We start from the raw sequence: 13,741 nt of genomic DNA, 5'->3' as shown, positions 1-13,741 counted from the left end.
GGCCTCCTAGTTTAACCCGCCTGGGCGGGACACAGTTCAGGCGACGGCGCGACCAGCCAGGCGCCCCTTGATGTAACCAATGGCCAGCGGCATCAGCGAGATGCCGATGATGCCGACAATCACCAGGCTCAGGTTGGCCTTCACCCACGCAAGGTTACCGAACCAGTAGCCGGCCAGCGTCAGCGAGAAGATCCACAAGCCGCCGCCAAGGATGTCCAAGGGCAGGAAACGGCGGTAAGTCATGCGCGCCACACCGGCTACGAACGGTGCAAACGTCCGCGCCAGCGGCATGAAGCGGGCGATGATGATCGTTTTGCCGCCGTGCGTTTCGAAGAACGCGTGGGTTGTATCAAAGGCTTTGCGGTTGAAGACGCGCGAATTTTCCCAGCGGAACACCCGCGGCCCGATCCAGCGCCCGATCCAGTAGTTGCAGTTATCGCCCAACACTGCGGCTGCGAACAGCGATCCGGATAGCACCGCGATGTCCATGCCGCCGGTCGCGGCAAGCGCGCCAGCCACAAACAGCAGCGAGTCCCCCGGCAGGAAAGGCGTGACCACCAACCCCGTCTCGCAGAACACGATCAGAAAGAGAATCGCGTAGATCCAGGTGCCGTACTGGGCAACGAGGATCGCCAGGTGCTTGTCGAGGTGCAAAACGATATCGAAGAACTGAACGAGCAAATCCATGCAAACTCCAGACCATCAGGGGGAAAGCCGCACCACAAGCGCAGTGGGCGAGGCGCAGGGTAGCACACCAAAAATGCGCTCAGTGCAGGCGGCCAAGTTGCCGCACGCCGGCCGACGTTTTACCCAGACTGCAAATCTTCGTGTCATACGCAAAGCACCGATACCCGCGACGCGAACGCAGGAATAGAATTTTGCGCCATGAAACGCGCCACCCATATCCACGACCACGAAACCGTCATGCCGGCCCCTACGTCGGAGACTGTGGATACTGGCACCCCCGCCCGCCTCAAGATGCCGCCGCGGTGGATACGCGCCGATCGGCACTGGTGGCTGCACCTCGATCACGGCGGTGTCGCGCGGGAACGCGATGGCACCTGGTTTGGCTACCCGCTCGGTTGGTCCGATGCGCGCCGCCTTGGCCCGTACGCGAACGCACTACTCGCAGCGCAAGCCGTCGAAGCCGCTGAACCCGAAGAACAAACGTCCGGCCATCGCACGAAGCCCTGAGGGGCCCTGGGCCAGAGGCCTCAGACCACAAGAAGGGCGTCCGCGGCCCGAATCGAGCTTTACGTCACGCGCCGCGAAACACCCCAGACCAAGCGAACCTTGCTCTGCCCTACCCGCGGCAGTTGCCTTGGCGCAGTCATCACAAGCATGTTGTGGGGGCAGTGATAGGTCGAACCGCCCAGCAAGCCCGCTTGCTCGATTGTCACGTCGCGCGCCTTGAGTGCTTCGGCGGCCAAGATACGGTGACGCCGGCCAACGCTTCTACGCGCTCACACCTGCGCGCCGATGCGCCTCATCGACGCACTCACGCCTGCTGGATCCGTTGAGCGCGGAGCACCGGGGAACTGCAAGCCCCCTGCCAGGGGGCTTGCGTCAGTCGCCAAGCGGCATGAAGAGTTCGACCGTCACGGGGTCCTTGTTCTGCAATTCCCCACGCTGGTAGTGCTCGAAGAACGCTGCCTCGCCAAGACCACGACCGCTGCTGGGTAGCCAATCGTCGAGCATCTTCAACCATGCATCGCCGATACCGCTGCGTGGACCAACATACAAGAGGCTGGCGTAGAGGCCTCCGACCATCACCTTGCGCGAGATCCGTTCGCCGCGGACGTCCCAGCCCGCAGGCAATTCGACGCAGGCATCGTAGCGGCAACGGTCGGGCGGCGTGATCCGCGGATCATCGAGCGCCATGCCGAAACACGGCTGGTCGTTAAGACCATGCTGATCCATCCACTCAAGGCATCTCGTCCAAGCCTCCAGCGAAGTAGTCCGATAGTCTCCACCGACCCGAAAATAGACCACCGTCCGCACCGGCTCGACACGGATGCGAACCTCAAACCCATCCTCCCCCGGCTCGCCAGCCGCTTTGCCCACGACCGGATCCCACTGCCGGTAGCCACCCAGACGCCACGCGCTCGGGCGCATTCCGAAATGCTGTGAGAACGCCCGCGAAAACGCCTCCGAAGAATTGAAGCCAGAGAGCTGGCTGATCGTCTGGACTGTCATCGACGGGTTGTGCACCAATTGCCCTGCCGCCTTCTCCAGCCGGCGCTGCCTGATGAAGTCCTGAAGCGTCTCGCCAGTCCACGCCCGGAAGATGCGGTGAAAGTGAAATGGCGAAAAGGCAGCCACTGCAGCCACAGCTTCCAGTCGCAGGGGTTCGGCTTCGGCGAGATGGCTGTCGATGTAATCAATGACGCGGTTCATCCGCTGCGCGAACGCCTCTGCCTTCTCCGGACGTTTCAGTTCAGCACGCGCCATCAGCGCCCCCTGCGGTCACGAGGAAGTCTTGATCGTTCAACTCAGAATCTCCGCATGGCCCTCGACTTGTCTCCAACATTCATTCCTCCCTTTTATCAACACGCTTCCGCTCTCTACGGATCGGTCGCCCCTTCTAACACGCCTTAGCGACGAGACCTTGCTATTTGCTGCCAGCTTGGTCGCGAGAATCGCATGTCTAGTGACGTTCTCCTCTCACTCGTCAGCCAATGTTTGCAGCACCTGCGCCAGCTAATGACTGAATCGCCCCGGACTCCTTAGACTCATTCTTGCCTCACACTGAGGCCTACAAGGAGGTGTCATGGGTACGGCGCGTTACACAGAAGAGTTCAAGGTTGAAGCGGTGAAGCTGGTCACCGATCGAGGGCATGCCGTTGCGGAGGTGGCGGCGCGGCTGGGGGTCTCCACACACAGCCTGTACCAATGGATCAAGCGCTATAGTGCGCCCGCGCCGGAGCGGGCGAAGGCGGATGCCGATAGTGCGGAGATCCGTCGTTTGGAGAGCGAACTCAAACGCGTCACCGAAGAGCGCGACATCCTAAAAAAGGCCGCCGCGTACTTTGCCAAGCAGTCCGGGTGAAGTACGCGTTCATCCAGGCCCATCAAAGCGAGTTCGTGGTGCGACGGATGTGCAAGGTCATTGGCGTCCATCCAAGCGGGTTCTATGCGTGGAGTCGATGCCACGAAAGTCCTAGGAGCCGCGAGGATCGTCGGCTCCTGGGGCTGATCAAGCACGCGTGGCTTGAGTCGGGCGCCGTGTATGGCTATCGCAAGATCCATGATGATCTGCGCGAGATGGGCGAACAATGCGGCAAGCATCGGGTGGCTCGGCTGATGCGGGTCGAAGGGCTGCGTGCGCAAACAGGCTATTCGCGCCGGCGCGGCCACTATGGCGGACGACCGGCAATCGTCCATCCGAATGCGCTCGACCGCCAGTTCTCACCCACGGCGCCTAACAAGGCATGGGTCACCGACATCACCTACATCCGGACCTTCGAAGGTTGGCTTTACCTTGCGGTGGTGCTCGACCTGTTCTCGCGCCAAGTTATTGGATGGTCGATGGGGCCGCGTATGCATCGGGATCTGGCACTCAATGCGTTGCTGATGGCCGTCTGGCGACGCAAGCCGGACACCTCCGTCATCGTGCACTCGGACCAAGGTAGCCAGTTCTCCAGTTACGACTGGCAGGACTTCCTAAGGCACCACAATCTTGTGGGGAGCATGAGCCGGCGCGGCAACTGCCACGACAATGCAGTCGCAGAGAGCTTCTTCCAACTACTCAAACGAGAACGGATTCGCCAAAAGATCTACGCGACCCGAGAGGACGCTCGGCGCGATGTCTTCGACTACATCGAGTTGTTCTACAACCCGAAACGTCGGCATAGTCACGCCGAGAACATGTCTCCGGTCGAGTTCGAACAGCGGTATTTCAACAAGCAGAAAACTGTCTAGGGAAGTCGGGGCGATTCAGACAAACGGCAGCGACCGGACGAGTGGAAGAGCTGGCAGGACGATCGTAGCCTCATGGGGCCGATCAAACGGGCGGGGCCGGGTTTTGGCGCGGGCACAGCCAGTGAAAATCACGATGCCACGCGAACGTTGACGGGCGGAGAGCCTGGCGACTAGTAGCCCTCCCTGCAAGCCTATTTCGACAAACGTGAGTTCAGTTCGTCGATAACACCCGCCCAATCGGCATCGAGAATGATCTGCTCTTTCAGGAACACCCTCTGTGCCTCAGACCAGAATGGCGCGCATTCAACGGTGATGCCACCGCCGAGAGGGCGGCTGGCTGAAATGAAGCGCTCGATGTCGGCGGGCTCTGCGGGCAACCCTAGTTGGGAAAACAGGTTAGCCATCGAATGAATGTGGGATTCCATTGGTTCTCCTGTTCTGCGCCGTCGTTGTCGATATGAGCGTCATCGCGGTCGGTTTGCCGCCCGGTGGCACACAGCCGTGGAAGCCGCGTGTTCGTCCAACGCGACATCCGGCTGAAACCAGTGCCTAGTTGGCGGTCATCTGCGCTAGGCGATGGGGCCGTCATCCCGCGAAATCTGCAGAACGCAATCGCATCCATGTGTTCAGCGCTTGAGGGGCTGCTGCTGCAATCGGTAGCGACCTGCGACTACGCGGACAGCGTTTGCGCGTCACTCACCCGCCGTTACTTTTGACAACCGATGCTGGACTGCGTTCGGACGTTGCGCAATTCGCGCGTGGGCTGCGGGCGACCGACACTTGTCCAGCGTTTAGGAGCCACGCGCGTGACACTCAGCGGGCAAAGCTGCCGACTAGGCCACGCTGGGCCCGGTCGGCAGGTGGTTCAGGAAAGCGGCGTTTCGAGCGGCGGCTTCGCGTCGTAGTAGGAGCGGATGCCTTGTTCCCACTTTGCATCAGCCATGTCCGGCCACTGGTCCTTGTTGAATCCCGGCGCCGTCTTGAGGCGGTCTTTGTCTACCCGCAGCACAAAACGCTGGTTCTCGGTATCCAGTTTGAGCGCCTCCCACGGTACGGCAAACAGCTTGTCGCCCATCCCCAGGAAGCCTCCGAAGGCCAGTACCGCGTAGCTGACCTGGCCAGTTCGCATGTCGAGCATGATCTCCTTGATGTCACCCAGGTCTTCACCGTCAACGTTGTAGACATCGTTGCCGACAAGTGTATTGGCTCCCATTAGATACGGGCCGGGACCGCGGCGCACGCTGGGGCCAACTCCATTGCTCATTGATCTTTTGTACATGCCAAGCGCATCGCGTTCTTCGTAGTTCATCGTCGACTCCAGGCGGCAGCAGATGGTCGGGGTCGGCGCCATGCTGACCGGGTGACGCCGAGTACTGAGGCTAACCGGCGCTGCGTCACGGGTCTGTTCGTTAGCGCACTCCGCGATCGGCCCGTTCAGCGTTTCTTGCCGCCAATCACGAGCAGTACAAGCCCGGTCGCAATGGCTGTTCCCCCCAGCCACGCAGGGATATTGACGGTCTGCTGCTCCTTGACCGACAGCTCAAGCGGCCCAATCCTGGTCTGGTGGGTTTCCTTCGTGTAGCTGAAGCCGCCGTAGATCGCGCTGAGTACGCCGCCCACAACGAGTACGAGACCAAGCCATCTGATGGCGTTCATGTTGGTACCTCCAATGAACCGCGAAGGCGGCTCGATACGCGGTGGATGCCCGCACGATAAAGCGATGCGCGCTCACTCAAAATGGTTTGCGACTAAACGCGGCGACCGCCAATCAAACGGACCAGGATCACGACAACCGCGATAACCAGAAGGATGTGAATGAATCCACCCATGGTGTAGGACGTGACCAGCCCGAGGAGCCACATCACGACGAGTACGACTGCAATCATTTCAAGCATTTTGCTTTTCCTTCTTCGGTGATCTCGCGTTGCTTGCTGGGCCTGCCGGCGTGGTTTGCCGCGGCGCCGAGCGCCCCCGCGCTGAGGTGTCGATCGCGCTGCGCCCTCATTCAAGTGCAACGCTGGTGGAACGCCGCCCGGTGATGCCGGCGGTACCTTGGTTCTAGCCCTGCTGCACCGTGTCGTCGGTGCGCTAGCGCACCCAGTGGTGGAGCTCAGTGCTTGCATGCAGCTCGCCACGATGCGCAGCGGAGGCAACGACATTCGTCGCCGTCCGCTTCGGGGTTGCCAAAGCTCAAGGGCGATTCGCGGGATCGCTGTGTTCGTCCAGTGCCGCCAGCACCCGCTCTGGATTCATGGACTTTTGCAGCGCGGCGGCATCCGGGTCATGGCGATCTCGCACATTGGGCAAGTCGCGCCGCAGTTCTTCGATCAGATCGATCAGCTTGGCCGCTTTCTGCTCAGTGAGCAGCGTGACTTTGAGGTCCAGGTGCGCGCGCTGAGCGGCAAGCTTCTCGAGTCGATTCTGCTTGGTCAGAACAACGGTCGCCGTCAGTAACGCCGTGAGGCCGACGATGCCCTGCAGGTAAATGTATGGGGCCGGATCAAACTGCACCACGTTAAGCGCACTGAGCATCGAGTTCAAACACGCCCAGAGCAAGACAAACGTGAGGATGACGGCTAGGAAGATCGGCTGCCCTACGAAACGGCCGAAACGCTCAAGGGCGCGCTGGGAGAGGCTGATGTTCTCTTCCTCACGTGTGTAGAACTCAAGTACCGCAGCGATGTTCTGGCTGATCTGGTCACGTTCAGACGACTCCGCTCCGCCAGCGGGAGACTCCGCGATCTTCGGCGGGACGCCGGCGACGGACCTCATCCGGGCAACCGATTGGCGGCTGTTCGTCGCGTACGCCTGCCGACTCCGTCAAGCGACGCCTGGCTCATGTGACGGGAAGCTCGTTGTAGCCACCCACGGCGGCCTTGATCACTTCACGCGCTGCGGTCGTTTGCGCTTCGCTCAGGGTTTCAGCGGTCAACACCACCTGGCCGCTTGCGATGGCATCGCGAATCAACGCGGAAAAGCGCCCGTCCTTGTTTCCTGCGCCGATCGCCGCGCCGAGAAAGCCGCCAAGCGTGGCACCCCAGCCGAGCAGCATGAGTGGCGCGATCAACGGACTGGCGACAAAAAGGCTGAAGCTCCCGGCAACAAGAACGAGCTCAGTCAATGCACCCACGCCCGTACCGACTGCCGCACCAACGGCACCGTCCACAACAAGGTCTTTCAGCACCTCGTTGCTGTCCGATGCGCGGGGTGCAGCGCCGGACCCGCTATCCAGGATATGAATTCCTTCCGGTGAGACACCCAGCCGGGTCAGTTCGGTACGGGCATTCTCGGCGTCCGCACGATGAGCAAAGAAGCCGGAAACATGATGAGGGTAGTCGTCCATGAGCGCTCTCCAAAGCGGGATCTCGGACTCAGGACGCTAGCGGTCGCCCGCAGCTGTGTCGGTGCGCCGTCGCACAGAAAGCGATTGCCGCTCGGAGCAAACGGAATCCACCACTCGTAGCGGGGCGCCGCGGCCAGCCATAGAGGGACTGGGAGCAACGATGCGCACTCTGTGCGGCATCGAACACACAGCGCGACGGCAGGCTTCTGGAGTCCGACAGCCATCCCGCTGAGACCGGATTGCACCGCCGGCGCTCATATGGCCGTGATCCAGACGGCGCCAGCGATGACCATTCCCGAACCTCTCGGGCCGTGGAGCGCGACCCCACCAAACGCCACTGATGCCAGATCTGAGGGGGCAGGCGCACCGACCTCGCGGCGTGCTGAGCGCACCGCGCTGCCGGTTACAGAAGATCGCCTGCAAACATACCGTCCCCGACTTCACGAACGCGTGTGCGACAGCGTACAGACGCCCTGAGGGCACAACGCGCAGTGTGCGGGCCAAGCGAACGTGAATGGTTCGGTGCAGCGCGGGTACGGCTCATATGCGTATGGATTGCCGCGCAACCACCAACAAACGAGAACTGAAACATTCGGAAGGCGGGGCCCTGGCCGGAACGCCTTCACAGATCCACCCGGTGTTCGCATGGCTGCGACGCTGACTCTCCCTGGCTGATCACCGCGCTGTCTGCGGCTCGCGTTAGCCAGTCCGAACGCTCATTCAGTGAGAAAGACCATGAACTCGACAAACACATCAGTGCGGATCGCACCTGCGATCCTGTTGCTCGGCTGCGCCGTCTCCTGCGGAGTCCTCGCGCAAACGGCCGCCTACACCGATACGGTTGGCTACAACCCATCGTGGTACCTCGCACCCAGCATGAATGGGTTCGACCCGGATAGCGACTTCGGCACCGACCACCGTGGCGTTGGCGCCGGTGTGCGACTTGGTAAACCGCTCTCGCCTGCCTGGGACATCCAGTTCGGCACAACGTACTCGCGCTCGCACGAGGGCGACACTCAGTATCGTCAGAACACATTGGGTGCGGACGCGCTCTACCTGTTCTCGCGTTCGAATTTCAGGCCCTTCGTGATGCTCGGAACCGGGTTTGAATTCGACAAGGTCAACTCCCCCACCTTGCACGCAGGCCATACGTCGCCCTACATCGATGCGGGTCTTGGCTTCCAGTATCTCTACAACGCCCAGTGGGGGCTGCAAGCCGATTTGCGCCGCCAGCATGCCTGGTTGCACCAGGATGACTTCGGCTTTGGCCACGCCGACACCAACATCGCAACCGTCGCGCTGCTGTATGTGTTTGATCGCCCGGCCAGCCCCGCCCCCGCGCCGCGGACTGCGCCGGCACCGGTCGCGGCGGTCACGCCACCACCGGCAGCGCCGCCGGCCCCGGCCCCACGCTTCGAGCGCTACACCTTGTCGTCGACCGAGTTGTTCAACTTCGACAGTGCGGAGCTTCGCCAACCGCAGCCCAAACTGGACGAAATCGCGATGGTGCTGAACAACAACCCGCAGGTGGAGAAGGTCGTGATCACGGGCTACACCGACCGAATCGGCAGCGATCGCTATAACCAGCGGCTCTCCGAGCGCCGCGCCAGTGCGGTGAAGGACTACCTTGTCTCCAAGGGTCTGGCAGCGGACCGACTCAATGCAGTCGGCCGGGGCGAAAGCAACCCCGTCGTGAACTGCACCGAGACCAAGCGCGCAGCATTGATCGTGTGCCTGGAACCCAACCGCCGGGTTGAGGTTGATGAGTTCGCCGTACAGCGCCGCGCCCCGTAAAGCAGTCACAACACAAGACAGCCGGCCACAAGGTCGGCTTCTTTTTTTGTTTTGCACACGGGCGCCACGCATGCGCTCCGCCCTGATCGCGCCCAATTGGGGTGCCACACCTCAACGGGCAAGTGGTCAAACGTTACGCCGGCAGATGCCGACTCGCGTCAGTAGCGATTCCGTTTTGCGTCGTCAAGCCGTTCGGGTGCACCGGGCGGTATCGGGCGTTTGCTTCGCCTTGCCGCGGTTTGGTCTGGCGGCGGCGCAGAATGTTCGCCCTCATTGACGAAACTCTCATTCGCGCGCTCGCCGCCCTGCTTTTGATATCGCCTGACTGTTCGGCTCATGGTCTCTTCATCCATTGATGACGGGCGCAACCAAGGGCCTGCGCCATGGCCCGGGTCTTCACGCTGCGTGGTCATGCAGGGCACGGTAGGCGTTGTAGAGCACCTTCGGATCGAACTTGCCTTGATAGACCGGAGGCGGATCCTGCTCAAGCGCAAGAAGCCGGTACACCGCGGTTTGCGCGGAGCGAATCGAATACTCGACGGTGAACACCACATCGTCAGGCTGTTCGCAAAATTGGCCGATGAAGGCAAAGTTGCGCGCGCCAGCCGGCACGATGTCGGGACGGTCGCCAGGCTCTCGGGGAAGAAACTGGCTGGTGATGAACGGCATCATGCAAGGAACGCATAGCGCGCTCTCAAGTATCTTCCAGGCGTCCGCCTCCATCCCGAGGTGACCCAACAGCTCGGTCATGATCTCGCGGCCGCTGCAGGCTGCCATGGGTTGCGACACGAAATTGCCGGGCTCACCAACCGTCAGCCCGTAGCCCCAGAACACCGCCACATCGTCCGGCTGACCGATGAAATGCGGCTGATGGGGCACCACGATCGACAGCATCCACGCGGAGTCCGGGAAGGTAATCAGTCCCCCTTCGCCGGGTAGGTTGCCAGTCAGCTCGATAAGTGAGCGCAGGAAGTCCGGCGCATACAGCGTGGTGGTAAACGACACCCAACGCGATTGGTCGACATGGTCAGCGAAGGTTGCGGGGTGCCCGAAATCGCCGCGGCGGGTGGCAAGCTTCGCCCACAGCGCCCAGGCGCCACCATCGTTCTTGCCCAGGATCGGCGGCGCCAGATCCATCGCGCCGAGGCTTGAGGCCTCGGTCATTGAACCAAGCGTGACCAGGACACGATCCTCGGGACGCACGCTGATTTCGCCCGCCACACCATCGCGCAGGTAGTGGATACGTTCTACGTGCTGCTCGCTCGTGGCGGTGTTGATGTCGAGGTCTACCACCCGAGTTCCGCGAACGAAGCTGACGCCACGTCGGCTGAGCCATTTGAGCACTGGGCGCACCATTGAATCGTATTGGTTGTAGACCGTTCGCAAAATGCCATGCAGCTGGTTGAACCCGGCCACCATATGTACGAATCGCACAAGGTAGCGTTTGAACTCGACCGCGCTGTGCCACGGCTGAAACGCAAACGTGGTGGACCACATGATCCAGAAGTTGGTCTTGAAGAAGCTGGCGTGAAACTGCTCATCGATCCGGCTTCGCCCGAGCATCGACTCGGGTTCCACCGCGAGGCGTTCGATCGTGAGGATATGGCGTTCGCTGAGGCCGAAAAGCGGCGCGGTCTCGCGCTCCGCACGCCGTATCAGGCGCGCGTTCGACGAGGTCTTCATCGTTTCGTTCCAGTCGAGAATCTCCTGCGTCACCGTCTTGCTGTCATCCAGCGTAGGGATCGAAGCAAACAAGTCGAATGTGCAGACGTAGTGGCGCTCAAACATGCGCCCCCCACGTGCCACATAGCCTTCCTGCGGGGACCCGCCAGCGTCCAGCGCACCGCCGAGTTGCTCGCTCTCCTCGAACAGCGTGATCTGCTGCCCCTGAACACCGCCATCGCGAATCAGGAACGCCGCGGCTGCGAGCGACGCAATACCGGCGCCTACGAGATAGAACTGCGCGCCAGCATGCTCTGCAGGGCCCGCGCGCAGCCCGGAATCGGCGGTGAAACGATCGCTGCTGGTATCACCTGACATGGGGTGCTCCTGAGTCAGACACACGGGGCGGTGGAGGGCAAGGCACGGATCGGCGTTGACGTGATCAAGGCTTGCGCCAGCCTGCTGTCGAACAACGGACGACGTCTGTGCGCTGCCGAACAAAGACCGGCCGGACTCAGCCGGCCACCGCACGTCTAGAGTGCTGCCACTGCCTGTGTGCGCGAGCGAACGGTAATGCGGCGCGGCTTTCTGCAACATGAGCCAGTGGTCGCCTCAGCGCCGCACCGGCTCGGATTCCGCGTCGGGATTGCCGCGGCGCAGCACGATTGCCGCGAGGCCTCGGCCTCGATACAGGAGGACTCCCATGCGCACACTGGTTCTTGCGTGCTCGATCGCGCTGATCCCGCTTCCCGTCGCTTACGCCGAGCTGAGTATCGGCATCGCGATGCCCGGTATCAGCATCGGCCTCAACATGCCCTCGTATCCGCAGCTCGAACGCGTGCCGGGCTACCCGGTCTACTACGCGCCCAGCGCGGAGGCGAATTTCTTCTTCTATGACGGCCTCTACTGGGTCTATCAGTCGGACGACTGGTATGCGAGCAGCTGGTACAACGGCCCATGGCGCAGAATTGCCCCAACGGCGGTGCCGCTCTATGTGCTTCGCGTACCGGTTCGCTACTACCGCCATCCGCCGCCGCACTTTGAAGGCTGGCGACGCGACGCCCCACCGCGCTGGGGCGAGCACTGGGGACCCGATTGGGAAGATCAGCATCGCGACTGGGACCGCTGGGACAGATCTGCCACACCGCGCCCTGCTCCGTTGCCCACATACCAACGCGGCTATTCGGGCGATCGTTATCCGCGCAACGTGGTGGAGCAGCGCGATGTGCAGGCAAGGCACTACCGCTACCAACCCGTGGAGCCCGTCGAGTTGAGAACGGGTTCCCCCCGCCCAGCCGACAGATGGGGCCATGAGACCCGAGCGCAGTCATCGCAGCAGCCGCGGCAAGTGACCACCCAGGATCAACAGTACGGACCCGCCGAGCCCGAACACCGCAGGCAGAACAAAGGCAACGACGGCGACAACCGGGACGATGGCCCCGGAAATGGCAAGGGTGAAGGGCGAGGCAAAGACCATCGCTGAGACCCACCGTGATGTCGGCGCCCGGCGCCGACATCACACCTGTCGAGATCTCCAGACGATGCGATCCGACGATCGGGTGCTCACCCCACGACGACGCGCATCAGAAACGCCCGCTTCGCGAGGGCACCCAGACTTGGCGCGGCAGCACGTCAGATCATCCGTTCCGGCCGCACCCAGTCGTCGAAATCCGATGGGCTGACATAGCCCGACGCAATGGCAGCGGCGCGCAGCGTGGTACCGCGCACGAATGCCGTGCGGGCGATTTCCGCGGCGTGGTCGTAGCCGATGTGGGGGCTCAGCGCGGTGGCCAGCATGAGCGAGTGCTCAAGGTGTTCAGCGATGCGCGTCGGGCGCGCAGCGAGGCCTTGTGCGCAGTGGCGGTCGAAGCTGCGCACCGCGTCCGCCAGCAGGCGCGCACTTTGCAAGAAGTTATGCGCGATCAGCGGCTTGAATGCATTGAGCTCGAAGTTCCCCGATGCCCCGCCAAACCCCAGCGCAACGTCGTTGCCAAACACCTGGCAGCACACCATCGCCATCGCTTCGCACTGCGTCGGGTTCACCTTGCCCGGCATGATCGAGCTGCCGGGCTCATTCTCGGGCAACTGGAGTTCGCCAAGCCCGCAGCGCGGGCCGGACGCGAGCCAACGCACGTCGTTGGCGATCTTCATCAGCGCTGCCGCCAACGTCCGCAAGGCGCCGTGGGCACTCAGCAGCGGATCATGTGATGCCAGCGCGGCGAAGCGATTCGGCGCGCAGTGGTAGGCGGTGCCGCTCAGTTTCGCCAAGCGCTGCGCAACGCGAGCGCCAAATTCGGCGTGCGTGTTGAGGCCCGTACCCACGGCCGTGCCGCCCACCGCCAAGGCGCGCAACGGCGCCAAACAGTTCGCGATGCCCTCGATCGCATGGTCGAGCTGCGCACCCCAGCCCGACACCTCCTGCCCCAGCGTCAGCGGCACCGCATCCTGCAGATGCGTGCGCCCGATCTTCACCAGCCCGGCAAACGCTTCGGCCTTGCCGGCGAGCGTGCAACGCAGCTCGCGCAAGGCAGGCAGCAAGCCGGATTCGATGGCCGCTACGGCGGCGACATGCAGTGCAGTCGGGAAGATATCGTTGGTCGATTGGCCAAGGTTTACGTGGTCGTTCGGATGCACGCGCCGTGGCGCCGCGGGTGTGTCGGCCAACAGGGCGGTGGCGCGGTTGGCCAGCACTTCGTTCATGTTCATGTTGGTCTGGGTGCCCGATCCGCTTTGCCACACTGCAAGCGGGAAGGCGTCGGTATGGTCGCCCGCCAGCACCTCGTCACAGGCCGCGACGATGGCGTGGGCGGTGTCCGCATCGAGCAGACCAAGCTCTGCATTCACCTCCGCCGCGCAGCGTTTTACGAGGGCCAGTGCGAGGATCAGCTCGGGCGCCATGCGCTCGGTCGAAATGCTGAAATGCGCCAGCGCGCGCTGGGTCTGGGCGCCCCAGAGGGCTGTTGCAGGCACCGCCACTTCGCCGTGCGAGTCGCGTTCGATACGGGTATCCAGCTCGGTCAT

General features: G+C 62.5%; 14 protein-coding genes. 4 read left to right on the top strand and 10 right to left on the bottom strand.

Features of this window, described 5'->3' with window-relative positions; genetic code table 11:
- Window positions 1-36: 36 nt before the first annotated feature.
- The gene (locus JY500_RS08665) at window positions 37-687 is read right to left on the bottom strand and encodes a DedA family protein (RefSeq protein WP_172203076.1); all 651 of its coding nucleotides are present in this window, start codon (window positions 685-687) and stop codon (window positions 37-39) included.
- Between the two features lie 198 nt (window positions 688-885).
- Here JY500_RS08665 and JY500_RS08660 point away from each other — a divergent pair, with 198 nt between their 5' ends.
- Entirely contained in the window at window positions 886-1,194 is a 309-nt protein-coding gene (locus tag JY500_RS08660) for a hypothetical protein (RefSeq protein ID WP_206256065.1), read from the top strand.
- Between the two features lie 372 nt (window positions 1,195-1,566).
- Here JY500_RS08660 and JY500_RS08655 read toward each other — a convergent pair whose 3' ends face one another.
- The gene (locus JY500_RS08655) at window positions 1,567-2,451 is read right to left on the bottom strand and encodes an AraC family transcriptional regulator (RefSeq protein ID WP_206256064.1); all 885 of its coding nucleotides are present in this window, start codon (window positions 2,449-2,451) and stop codon (window positions 1,567-1,569) included.
- Between the two features lie 319 nt (window positions 2,452-2,770).
- On the opposite strand from JY500_RS08655, the gene JY500_RS08650 reads away from it, so the two are divergent.
- A protein-coding gene (locus tag JY500_RS08650; RefSeq protein ID WP_206256063.1) for an IS3 family transposase occupies window positions 2,771-3,921 on the top strand; the annotation gives its coding sequence in 2 pieces (ribosomal slippage) (window positions 2,771-3,008 and window positions 3,008-3,921; 1,152 coding nt in all).
- A 191-nt stretch (window positions 3,922-4,112) separates the two neighbouring features.
- Here JY500_RS08650 and JY500_RS08645 read toward each other — a convergent pair.
- The 6 genes from JY500_RS08645 to JY500_RS08620 form a co-directional block, all read right to left on the bottom strand.
- Complete coding sequence (locus JY500_RS08645; protein ID WP_206256062.1) at window positions 4,113-4,346, bottom strand: DUF2789 domain-containing protein; 234 nt, start codon at window positions 4,344-4,346, stop codon at window positions 4,113-4,115.
- Between the two features lie 440 nt (window positions 4,347-4,786).
- Window positions 4,787-5,230: a PRC-barrel domain-containing protein gene (locus JY500_RS08640; RefSeq protein WP_206256061.1), complete on the bottom strand. Its 444-nt coding sequence runs from the start codon at window positions 5,228-5,230 to the stop codon at window positions 4,787-4,789.
- A gap of 125 nt (window positions 5,231-5,355) precedes the next feature.
- The gene (locus JY500_RS08635; RefSeq protein WP_172204318.1) at window positions 5,356-5,577 is read right to left on the bottom strand and encodes a hypothetical protein; all 222 of its coding nucleotides are present in this window, start codon (window positions 5,575-5,577) and stop codon (window positions 5,356-5,358) included.
- A 92-nt stretch (window positions 5,578-5,669) separates the two neighbouring features.
- On the bottom strand, window positions 5,670-5,816 hold the full coding sequence (locus tag JY500_RS08630) for a lmo0937 family membrane protein (protein WP_172204316.1): 147 nt from the start codon (window positions 5,814-5,816) through the stop codon (window positions 5,670-5,672).
- Between the two features lie 295 nt (window positions 5,817-6,111).
- Window positions 6,112-6,693 carry a DUF1003 domain-containing protein gene (locus JY500_RS08625; protein WP_206256060.1) on the bottom strand — a complete coding sequence of 194 codons (582 nt, stop codon included), beginning with the start codon at window positions 6,691-6,693 and terminating at the stop codon, window positions 6,112-6,114.
- A 64-nt stretch (window positions 6,694-6,757) separates the two neighbouring features.
- Window positions 6,758-7,264: a hypothetical protein gene (locus JY500_RS08620; RefSeq protein WP_206256059.1), complete on the bottom strand. Its 507-nt coding sequence runs from the start codon at window positions 7,262-7,264 to the stop codon at window positions 6,758-6,760.
- A 735-nt stretch (window positions 7,265-7,999) separates the two neighbouring features.
- Here JY500_RS08620 and JY500_RS08615 point away from each other — a divergent pair.
- Window positions 8,000-9,058, top strand: coding sequence for an OmpA family protein (locus JY500_RS08615; RefSeq protein ID WP_206256058.1), 1,059 nt, complete (start codon window positions 8,000-8,002; stop codon window positions 9,056-9,058).
- A 396-nt stretch (window positions 9,059-9,454) separates the two neighbouring features.
- On the opposite strand, the gene JY500_RS08610 is transcribed toward JY500_RS08615, so the two are convergent.
- Entirely contained in the window at window positions 9,455-11,317 is a 1,863-nt protein-coding gene (locus JY500_RS08610; RefSeq protein ID WP_206256057.1) for an oleate hydratase, read from the bottom strand.
- A gap of 106 nt (window positions 11,318-11,423) precedes the next feature.
- On the opposite strand from JY500_RS08610, the gene JY500_RS08605 reads away from it, so the two are divergent.
- Window positions 11,424-12,203 (top strand): chromosomal replication initiator protein DnaA, encoded by a 780-nt coding sequence (locus tag JY500_RS08605; protein WP_206256056.1) that lies wholly within the window; start codon window positions 11,424-11,426, stop codon window positions 12,201-12,203.
- Between the two features lie 149 nt (window positions 12,204-12,352).
- On the opposite strand, the gene fumC is transcribed toward JY500_RS08605, so the two are convergent.
- Window positions 12,353-13,741, bottom strand: coding sequence for a class II fumarate hydratase (gene fumC / locus JY500_RS08600; RefSeq protein WP_206256055.1), 1,389 nt, complete (start codon window positions 13,739-13,741; stop codon window positions 12,353-12,355).

The sequence above is a fragment of the Niveibacterium microcysteis genome (assembly GCF_017161445.1).
Taxonomy (GTDB): domain Bacteria; phylum Pseudomonadota; class Gammaproteobacteria; order Burkholderiales; family Rhodocyclaceae; genus Niveibacterium; species Niveibacterium microcysteis.
Note: the sequence above shows the minus strand (reverse complement) of the source record. Positions and strands in the feature narration are given on the sequence as shown.

Bases quoted from the DNA above. Each gene is read 5' to 3' on its own strand.
- JY500_RS08610 (WP_206256057.1), bottom strand. From the start codon at position 11,317: ATGTTGCAGAAAGCCGCGCCGCATTACCGTTCGCTCGCGCACACAGGC.
- JY500_RS08635 (WP_172204318.1), bottom strand. From the start codon at position 5,577: ATGAACGCCATCAGATGGCTTGGTCTCGTACTCGTTGTGGGCGGCGTA.
- JY500_RS08620 (WP_206256059.1), bottom strand. From the start codon at position 7,264: ATGGACGACTACCCTCATCATGTTTCCGGCTTCTTTGCTCATCGTGCG.
- JY500_RS08625 (WP_206256060.1), bottom strand. From the start codon at position 6,693: ATGAGGTCCGTCGCCGGCGTCCCGCCGAAGATCGCGGAGTCTCCCGCT.
- JY500_RS08640 (WP_206256061.1), bottom strand. From the start codon at position 5,230: ATGAACTACGAAGAACGCGATGCGCTTGGCATGTACAAAAGATCAATG.
- JY500_RS08655 (WP_206256064.1), bottom strand. From the start codon at position 2,451: ATGGCGCGTGCTGAACTGAAACGTCCGGAGAAGGCAGAGGCGTTCGCG.
- JY500_RS08630 (WP_172204316.1), bottom strand. From the start codon at position 5,816: ATGCTTGAAATGATTGCAGTCGTACTCGTCGTGATGTGGCTCCTCGGG.
- fumC (WP_206256055.1), bottom strand. From the start codon at position 13,741: ATGACCGAGCTGGATACCCGTATCGAACGCGACTCGCACGGCGAAGTG.
- JY500_RS08615 (WP_206256058.1), top strand. From the start codon at position 8,000: ATGAACTCGACAAACACATCAGTGCGGATCGCACCTGCGATCCTGTTG.
- JY500_RS08665 (WP_172203076.1), bottom strand. From the start codon at position 687: ATGGATTTGCTCGTTCAGTTCTTCGATATCGTTTTGCACCTCGACAAG.
- JY500_RS08660 (WP_206256065.1), top strand. From the start codon at position 886: ATGAAACGCGCCACCCATATCCACGACCACGAAACCGTCATGCCGGCC.
- JY500_RS08605 (WP_206256056.1), top strand. From the start codon at position 11,424: ATGCGCACACTGGTTCTTGCGTGCTCGATCGCGCTGATCCCGCTTCCC.
- JY500_RS08645 (WP_206256062.1), bottom strand. From the start codon at position 4,346: ATGGAATCCCACATTCATTCGATGGCTAACCTGTTTTCCCAACTAGGG.